This is a genomic window from Rhodopirellula maiorica SM1 (genome assembly GCF_000346295.1).
In the GTDB taxonomy this organism is placed as follows: domain Bacteria; phylum Planctomycetota; class Planctomycetia; order Pirellulales; family Pirellulaceae; genus Novipirellula; species Novipirellula maiorica.
Map to the genome: position 1 here is coordinate 1 of NZ_ANOG01001095.1, position 1,892 is coordinate 1,892.

2 protein-coding genes are annotated in these 1,892 nt (G+C 56.3%); one reads left to right on the forward strand and one right to left on the reverse strand.

What is annotated here, in order from left to right; translation table 11 throughout:
* Positions 1 to 999, reverse strand: a 999-nt coding sequence (locus RMSM_RS35410; RefSeq protein ID WP_008709276.1) for an arsenate reductase/protein-tyrosine-phosphatase family protein, incomplete at its 3' end; no start/stop codon positions are given.
* Positions 1,000 to 1,223: 224 nt separating this feature from the next.
* Between RMSM_RS35410 and RMSM_RS35415 the strand changes: the two genes are divergently transcribed.
* On the forward strand, positions 1,224 to 1,892 hold a 669-nt coding region (locus RMSM_RS35415; protein WP_040771290.1), incomplete at its 3' end, for an NHL repeat-containing protein.

The window sequence follows — 1,892 nt, forward strand, 5'->3', positions numbered from 1 at the left end:
AGGCCAAGCCGCCAAAATCGCCGCACGATGGCCTCGCGTCATGGTCAGGATCAAATCGGCAACGTTGACCACCGATTCGTCCAGTGGACGACTGCTGTGGCCGGTCAAATCCAACCCTCGTGATCCCATCACCGCGACCGCCTGCGGACTGGCGCCGGCCCCGTTGGACGCCGCCACGCCCGCCGAAATGACACGCACGGCATCATCGCAACCGGTTCGCTTGTTCAATTGTTCACGTAACAGGGTTTCTGCCATCGGACTACGACAGGTATTTCCGGTGCAGACCACCGCGATCACAGGTTTCACAAATTGGTTCATAGCAGCACGTTCTATCACGCCTTCGCGAAGCAACTCCCAGCGGTTGCCACTGACTCGGACAACCGTCGTGACACCACCATAGCGTGTCGGGCCATCATCGAGCAGCAGTGGCAATTCGTCGCCGTAGCTATCCACCATTCTAGCGGCAACGGTGGCAATCTCGGCCCCCTCGCCCGGCTCAAAACTAGCCAAGACCAAAGGACCCGACAAATAACGGTGAATTTGATCCAAAACCGAGTGGTCAACCACTCGAAAACTGACAAAACCCTCCTCGTCGACCACCTGTTCGCGGACCCCCACGGGCAATTGAGATAATGCCGAAAAGGGTTCGGGACATTGCACCGTCGCGGTTAACGGCCCCGGCCAACATCGGCGGGTCAGCCGCCGCAGCGTACTCGACGCCGTGCCGACGAAATCACACGCCGCGTCACGGCTGCGAACCGACAACTCGATCCAATGCCGTTTCGGACCTGACGGGTGACCCGACTCAGCAGCCTCGCTCTCGCGATTTGCAAGCATTCGTAGCTGCTCGACCCCTTTCGTGCTCAGCGCCAACGCCGCAAGCGTATAGGTCGTTTCGGTCGGCACCCCCACCACTTGCCCTTCGACCAACGCTTGGACAGTTCGATGCACGATATCTCGCGAATCTTCTGCGGTTTGGAGGTCCAGGATTTTTGGCATGGATCAGAGGGTCAACGAGAAAGCGGGCTGTTTTTCGACGGGGATGGCGTTCACAATTGTACGGGCTATTAAAACGTCTTCACAAGTCCGCGAGAGCAGCCGAAATTGCCTCCGTCGTCGTCATTGTTGATACACTAGCACCATTGACACAAAACAAAAACATAAAGCTGAAAACCGCCTTGTTACCAACGAATTTGTCTCCTGCAAAACAATCTCGTCGAACGATGCTATGCGCTTCGCTGGCGTTCGGTTCGAGTCTGATTTCAGGGTGCGTTTCGGGTGCGTCGGGTTCAAACGCCCAACTTGTGTGGGGACGGCGAGGGTTCAGCGAGGGGCGGTTTCTAAAACCTCGAGCGATCGCGATCTCGCCCGCCGACGAATTGTTCATCGTCGACACGACCGGCCGAATTCAAGTTTTTGACGTCGATGGAAATTTTCAGCGAAGCTGGAAAACCCCCGATACCGAAAATGGACGTCCCACCGGATTGGCCGTCGAAACGCCACCAGGCAAGGACCAAGTTCCGAATTTGCTGGTCGCCGATACGCATTATTACCGCACACTCGCCTACACGCTTGATGGCCAACTTTGCACCGACAAGCAAATTGGGGGTGTCTCGGGCCATTCGCCAGGCGAGTTTGCCTTTGTCACCGACACCGTTTGCGATTCACAAGGCTGTTTTTATGTCGGCGAATATGGCGATTCGGACCGAATTCAAAAGTTTGATCCCGAGCGAAATTTTTTGCTGCAGTGGGGCGGCACCGGAAACGCCCATGGCCAATTTGTCCGCCCGCAAAGTCTGGTCGTCCGCGATCACGTACTTTGGGTCGCCGATGCCTGCAACCATCGCATCCAATGTTTCGATATCCGCGAAGAAACGCCCAAGCTAATCAAT